The sequence below is a fragment of the Streptomyces sp. NPDC050263 genome, from assembly GCF_040655955.1.
GTDB lineage: Bacteria > Actinomycetota > Actinomycetes > Streptomycetales > Streptomycetaceae > Streptomyces.
The window spans coordinates 23,333-29,332 of the sequence record NZ_JBFAKW010000121.1; the positions used below are offsets into that span (position 1 = coordinate 23,333).

The following is a 6,000-nucleotide window of genomic DNA, read 5'->3' on the forward strand; positions in this document are numbered from 1 at the left end:
CCTCAAGCGCGGCGCAGCCGCAGCAGCGTTTCCTTGAAGGAAGCTGCCTCCCTGGGCGGCCGGTTGTGCGGGAGGCGGGACAACACGGCCGCCATGCCACAGGTGTCGGTCACCCCCGAGAAGACCAGACCCGCGCCGACCAGCCCGGACAGCCGGTGCGCGCCCGGCCGTGCCAGGCCCGCGGAGAAACCGGCGACCACCAGAAGACCGGCGGCGAGCCGGACCTGGCGGTCCATCGGCCAGGGGGCGCGTCCTCCCGCCGGGCGCTCGACCGGGTGGCCGGCCGCTGCCCATCCGGCGGTGCCGCCCTCCAGCGTGGCCGCCGCGACGCCGAGGTCCGCGAGCCGCGCGCAGCCCTTCGCGGACCGGGCGCCGGAGGCGCACACGATCAGCAGCGGCCCGCGCGCGGCGGCCGCACCAAGGGCGCTCACGGCCTCGCCGAGCCGGTCCAGCGGGACGTTGTGCGCGCCGGGCAGATGGCCGCCTGCGTATTCGCCGGGGGTGCGCACATCGACGACCGTGTACGCGTCGAGACGCGCGGCGACGGCCTGGGCGGTGGCCACGGAGGCCGGGGCGGTCGGGTGATCGGTCACGGAACAGAACCTCTCGGTGGGGTGTTGTCCCGCGCGGGTAGGATACCCGCGGGGGTATATAGGAGGAGGAAGAGTGCAACTCGACATGTCGGCCGAGGATCTGAAGTCGGCGCTCAACCGGCTGCGACGCGCCCAGGGGCAGCTCGCGGGAGTGATCCGGATGATCGAGGAGGGGCGCGACTGCGAGGATGTGATCACCCAGCTCGCCGCCGTCTCCCGGGCGCTGGACCGGGCCGGCTTCTCGATCATCGCCACCGGGCTGGAACAGTGCATGACCAGCGAGGATCCGCAGGTGCGGGACTCCGCGCAGATGCGGGCCCGGCTGGAGAAGCTCTTCCTGTCGCTGGCCTGAGCGCCTGAGCGCCTGAGCGCCTGCGCGTCGGAACGCCTGCGCGTCGGAACGCTTGAGCTCCTGATCTCCGGGGGAGGCCGAAGGCGGCTCATCGGACGGCCGTCACGCCCATGCCCAGGGCGACGGCCAGCAGCACGCTGCCGAAGACGCGCTGCAGTGCCGCGGCGGAGACCTTCGAGGCCAGCCGTCTGCCGTCCCAGGCCCCGAGGACGGCGGTCGCGAGGAACGGCATGATCAGCGCCCAGTCCAGGTGGCCGGCCGTGACCGCCCGGGCCGCGAGGGCCGCCAGCGCGTTGGCGACGATGACCAGCAGACTCGTGCCCACCGCCGCGCTCATCGGCACGGCCAGCACACTCACCAGCGCCGGCACGGCGAGGAACCCGCCGCCGACGCCGAGGAACCCGGTCACCGCGCCCAGCCCGGCGCCGGCGCCCGCCGCACGCGCCGCCGAGACGGCGCCGCTCCCGCGCGGGGCCCGGCGCCGCAGCATGCGCACGGCGGCCAGAGCGGCCAGTGACGCGAACATCAGCGTCAGCACGGGCTCCGGGACGCGGGAGGACAGCGCCCCCGCGGCCGCGGCGGGCGGCAGACCGGCCGCCGCGAACAGCAGACCCGCCCGCCAGCGCACCGCCCCCGCCCGCGCGTGGGCCAGCAGCGCGGTGAGCGATGTGACGATGACGATGATCAGGCCCGCGGTGGTCGCCGCCGCCGGGCTGAAGCCGAGCAGGTAGACCAGGGCCGGGACGGTCAGGATGCTGCCGCCCGCGCCCAGCGCGCCCAGCGCCAGACCGACCAGGCCGCCGGCGAGCAGCGCCAGGACGAGCGCGCTCATATGACGGTCCCGGCCGCCCCTTGGGCGTCCTCGACGGGAAGGCCCTGGGCGGCCCAGTCGCGCAGGCCGCCGATCACGTCCGCCGCCTGCGTGCCGTGCTCGGCGAGCAGGGCGGCGGCCCGCTGCGAGCGGTTGCCGGAGCGGCAGACCAGGACGAGATCACGTCCCGCCGTCAGGCTCGGCAGGCTCGTCGTGGTCTGTGCCGACCAGGGCAGCGGAAGGTGCAGTGCGCCGGGCGCGTGACCGGCCCGGTACTCGTCGGGGTCGCGGACGTCGACCAGGACGGCCGTACCGTCCCGGAGCATGCGGTGGGCCTGGGCGGCGGTGACACGGGAGACGGGCATCTCGGATGGTCCTCGGGTTCGTCGGTCGCAGGCGGTCGCGGTCAGTCGCGGGGCGTGGGGCCGGCGAGGGCGAGGCCGGCGTCGGCCGCCGCGCCGTAGCCGTCGTCCACGGCCACCACGGCACGGCCCGAGGCGTCCAGCAGGGACGCGGCGATGGCCGCGCGCATGCCGCCCGCGCAGTGCACCCAGACGCTGCCCGCGGGCACCTCGGCCAGCCGCCGGGGGAGCTCGTGGAGCGGGATGTGCACACTGCCCTCGATCCAGCCGCCCGCCCGTTCGCCGTCGCGGCGCACGTCGACCACCGTCAGGTCCTCGCCCCGGCGGCGGGCCGCCGCCAGGTCGGCGAAGACGGCCCGCGGGAACGACCGCCGGTCGCACCCCCTCCTCGACCCAGTCGGCCGGGGAGCCGACGGCCGCGGCGGCCGGGCGGTCGATACCCACCCGGGCCAGCTCGCGCTGGGCGCGCCGGACGTCCTCGGCGCTCTCCGCGAGCAGCGTCACCGGTCTGCCCCACGGGATCAGCCAGGCCAGATAGGTCGCGAGCTGCCCGTCGACCTCGAAGTTGAACGCCCCGGCCACGTGCCCGGCGGCGAAGGCCACCCGGCTGCGCAGGTCCACCACCCACTCACCGGCCGCGAGCCGCCGGGCGATCTCGCCCGCGTCGGCGCGCCGGGGCGAGGTCAGGTCCATCGGGGCGGGCCCGCCCGCGTTGGCCGGGCCCATGTGCGCGTAGTACGCCGGGACGTCGTCCAGCCCCGCCAGCAGCTCCTTGACGAACGTGTCCACGTCCTGGGCGAGCACCGGGTTGGACGCCTTCTCGGCGCCGATCGTGCTCGGGTCGCCGCCTCCTTGTGAGGAGGAGCAGAAACTGCCGAAGCCGTGCGTGGGCAGCACCGCCACCTCGTCGGCCAGGTCGTGCGCCAGCCGATGCGCGGAGGCGTGCTGCTCCCGGGCCAGCCGTTCGGTCAGCCGGGGCTCGACGAGGTCGGGCCGCCCCACGCCGCCGATCAGCAGCGAACCGCCGGTGAAGGCGACCACCGGCCGGCCCGCTTCCTCCAGGACATAGGCGGTGTGGTGCGGGGTGTGCCCGGGGGTGGCCGCCGCGCGCAGGGCGAGGCCTTCGTCGAGCGGCTCGACGTCCCCGTCGGCGACCGGCACGCGGGCGTACGCCACCTCGGCCCCGGCAGGCACCAGATAGCGCGCCCCGGTCAGTCGGGCGAGCTCCGGGCCGCCGGTCACGTAGTCGTTGTGCACATGGGTCTCGGCGACGGCCACGATCCGCACCCCGCGCCGCGCCGCCGCGGCGATCACACGGTCGATGTCTCGCGGCGGGTCGACCACCACCGCCCGCTCGGCGCCGCCCGCCAGGTGGCTGCGGTTGCCCAGCCCCTCGGTCTCGAGGATGTCGACAAAGAACACGGCACACACTCCTTCGCGGAGAACTCGAGAATTACCCCCGGGGGTATCTGGTGCCCACCGTGACAGAGATACCCCTGGGGGTATTTTCACGAGTCGCTCCCGGGGGAGCCGAGGGCGGCCCGATAGGCTCTGATCCGCTGGATTTCTGGTCGTCTGCAGCGGAGGGGCCCGGACGTGAAGATCCTCATCAGCGCCGACATGGAGGGCGCGACGGGCGTCACCTGGCCCGCCGACGTGCTGCCGGGGAGACCCGAGTGGGAGCGGTGCCGGTCGATGTTCACCTCGGACGTCAACGCCGCCGTGCTGGGCTTCTTCGACGGCGGAGCGGACGAGGTCCTGATCAACGAGGCCCACTCGACCATGCGCAACCTGCTCCTGGAACAGCTCGACGAGCGGGCGGAGATGCTCACCGGCCGGCACAAGTCCCTCTCGATGGTGGAGGGCGTCCAGCACGGCGACGTGGACGGCATCGCGTTCGTCGGCTACCACGCGGGGGCCGGCTCGGAGGGCGTCCTCGCCCACACCTATCTGGCCAACTCCGTCACCGGCGTCTGGCTGAACGACGTGCGGGCCAGCGAGGGGCTGCTCAACGCGCATGTCGTCGCCGAGTACGGCGTGCCGGTCGTCCTGGTCACCGGCGACGACGTGGCCTGCGAGGACGCGCTCGGCTACGCGCCCGAGGCGCTGAAGGTCGCCGTCAAGGACCACGTCTCGCGGTACGCGGCGGTGTGCCGTACGCCGGCCCGCACCGCCGCCGACATCCGGGCGGCGGCCAAGGAGGCGACACAGCTGGCGGTCCGTCAGGAACCGCTGGACGGTGGGCCGTTCACCGTCGCGGTCGAGTTCGACGCCGAGCACCTCGCGATGTCGGCCACCGTCGTGCCCGGCGTCGCCCGCATCGGCGAGCGGAAGGTCGCGTACACCAGCGGCACGATGTACGAGGGCATCCGCACCTTCAAGGCGGTCACCACGATCGTCTCGGCCGCGATCGAGGAGCAGTATGGCTGAGCGGCGGAGACGGGGCGGGCGGCAGCGGCCGGCCGAGCGGCGGAGGCGGGAGCGGCATGGCTGACGCGCAGGCGCGGGACGAGGTCGTCCGGTTCACCTCCGATCTCATCCGCATCGACACCACCAACCGCGGCGGCGGGGACTGCAGGGAACGGCCCGCCGCCGAGTACGCGGCCGCGCTGCTGGCCGAGGCGGGCATCGAGCCGACCCTGCTGGAGCGCACCCCGGGCCGCACGAACGTCGTCGCCCGGGTCGAGGGCGCCGATCCGTCGGCGGACGCCCTGCTCGTCCACGGCCACCTGGACGTCGTCCCCGCCGAGGCCGCCGACTGGAGCGTGCCCCCGTTCTCCGGGGAGGTGCGCGACGGGGTGGTGTGGGGGCGCGGCGCGGTCGACATGAAGAACATGGACGCGATGATCCTGGCCGTGCTGAAGGCCTGGTCCCGGCAGGGCGTCCGGCCGCGGCGCGACCTCGTCATCGCCTTCACCGCCGACGAGGAGGCCAGCGCCGAGGACGGTTCGGGCTTTCTCGCCGACCGGCATCCGGGGCTGTTCGAGGGCTGCACCGAGGCCGTCGGCGAGTCGGGGGCGTTCACCTTCCACGACGGCTCCGGACGCGAGCTGTATCCCATCGCCGCGGGCGAGCGCGGCACCGGCTGGCTGAAGCTCACCGCGCGGGGGCGCGCCGGACACGGCTCCAAGGTCAACCGGGAGAACGCGGTGACGCGGCTGGCCGCCGCCGTCACCCGCATCGGCGAGCACGAGTGGCCGCTCCGGCTCACCCCGACCGTCCGCGCCGCCCTCACCGAACTCGCCGTGCTCTACGGCCTCGAGACCGACCTGCGCGACGTCGACGGCCTGCTGGAGAAGCTCGGCCCGGCCGCGGCCCTCGTCGAGGCGACCGTCCGCAACAGCGCCAACCCGACCATGCTGACCGCCGGTTACAAGGTCAACGTGATCCCCGGGGAGGCGGTCGCTTACGTCGACGGCCGGTATCTCGCAGGCTACGAGGAGGAGTTCCGCGCGACCCTCGACGAACTCACCGGCCCCGACGTCGACTGGGAGTTCCATCACCGCGAAGTCGCCCTCCAGGCCCCTTTGGACGTGCCCCTCTACGCCCGGATGCGCGCCGCCGTCGAGGAGTTCGCGCCCGAGGGGCATGTGGTGCCCTACTGCATGTCCGGCGGCACGGACGCCAAGCAGTTCTCGCGGCTCGGCATCACCGGCTACGGCTTCGCACCGCTGAAGCTCCCGAAGGGCTTCGACCACCAGGCCCTCTTCCACGGCGTCGACGAACGGGTCCCGGTGGAGGCGCTGCACTTCGGCGTCCGCGTCCTCGACCGCTTCCTGCGGACGGCCTAGATGATCGATTCCAAGGGGTCAGTGATCGTAGGCGGTCAGTGAGCGTAGGACGGGCTGTCCGGTGGCGTCGTTGTGCCATATCGCTGCTGTC

The 6,000-nt window shown here is 74.0% G+C and carries 6 protein-coding genes and 1 pseudogene; 3 read left to right on the forward strand and 4 right to left on the reverse strand.

What is annotated here, in order from left to right; genetic code table 11:
• Positions 1 to 2 precede the first annotated feature (2 nt).
• Positions 3 to 593, reverse strand: a complete 591-nt coding sequence (locus AB0J04_RS36490; RefSeq protein ID WP_363172901.1) for a rhodanese-like domain-containing protein — start codon at positions 591 to 593, stop codon at positions 3 to 5.
• Positions 594 to 666: 73 nt separating this feature from the next.
• On the opposite strand from AB0J04_RS36490, the gene AB0J04_RS36495 reads away from it, so the two are divergent.
• Positions 667 to 945: a metal-sensitive transcriptional regulator gene (locus tag AB0J04_RS36495; RefSeq protein WP_351905092.1), complete on the forward strand. Its 279-nt coding sequence runs from the start codon at positions 667 to 669 to the stop codon at positions 943 to 945.
• Between the two features lie 88 nt (positions 946 to 1,033).
• On the opposite strand, the gene AB0J04_RS36500 is transcribed toward AB0J04_RS36495, so the two are convergent.
• The 3 genes and pseudogenes from AB0J04_RS36500 to AB0J04_RS36510 form a co-directional block, all read right to left on the reverse strand.
• Complete coding sequence (locus AB0J04_RS36500) at positions 1,034 to 1,777, reverse strand: sulfite exporter TauE/SafE family protein (protein WP_363172902.1); 744 nt, start codon at positions 1,775 to 1,777, stop codon at positions 1,034 to 1,036.
• Complete coding sequence (locus AB0J04_RS36505; protein WP_363172903.1) at positions 1,774 to 2,121, reverse strand: rhodanese-like domain-containing protein; 348 nt, start codon at positions 2,119 to 2,121, stop codon at positions 1,774 to 1,776. Before AB0J04_RS36505 ends, AB0J04_RS36500 begins: the two co-directional genes overlap by 4 nt.
• Before the next feature lie 41 nt (positions 2,122 to 2,162).
• Positions 2,163 to 3,540 (reverse strand): annotated as a pseudogene (locus tag AB0J04_RS36510) (MBL fold metallo-hydrolase).
• A 174-nt stretch (positions 3,541 to 3,714) separates the two neighbouring features.
• On the opposite strand from AB0J04_RS36510, the gene AB0J04_RS36515 reads away from it, so the two are divergent.
• Together AB0J04_RS36515 and AB0J04_RS36520 are read left to right on the forward strand one after the other, a co-directional pair.
• The gene (locus tag AB0J04_RS36515; RefSeq protein WP_363172904.1) at positions 3,715 to 4,548 is read left to right on the forward strand and encodes a M55 family metallopeptidase; all 834 of its coding nucleotides are present in this window, start codon (positions 3,715 to 3,717) and stop codon (positions 4,546 to 4,548) included.
• A gap of 56 nt (positions 4,549 to 4,604) precedes the next feature.
• Positions 4,605 to 5,909 (forward strand): M20/M25/M40 family metallo-hydrolase, encoded by a 1,305-nt coding sequence (locus AB0J04_RS36520; RefSeq protein WP_363172905.1) that lies wholly within the window; start codon positions 4,605 to 4,607, stop codon positions 5,907 to 5,909.
• Positions 5,910 to 6,000: the final 91 nt, after the last annotated feature.

Excerpts from the sequence above, each read along its gene's own strand:
- AB0J04_RS36500 (WP_363172902.1), bottom strand. The coding sequence starts at position 1,777 with ATGAGCGCGCTCGTCCTGGCGCTGCTCGCCGGCGGCCTGGTCGGTCTG.
- AB0J04_RS36505 (WP_363172903.1), bottom strand. The coding sequence starts at position 2,121 with ATGCCCGTCTCCCGTGTCACCGCCGCCCAGGCCCACCGCATGCTCCGG.
- AB0J04_RS36520 (WP_363172905.1), top strand. The coding sequence starts at position 4,605 with ATGGCTGACGCGCAGGCGCGGGACGAGGTCGTCCGGTTCACCTCCGAT.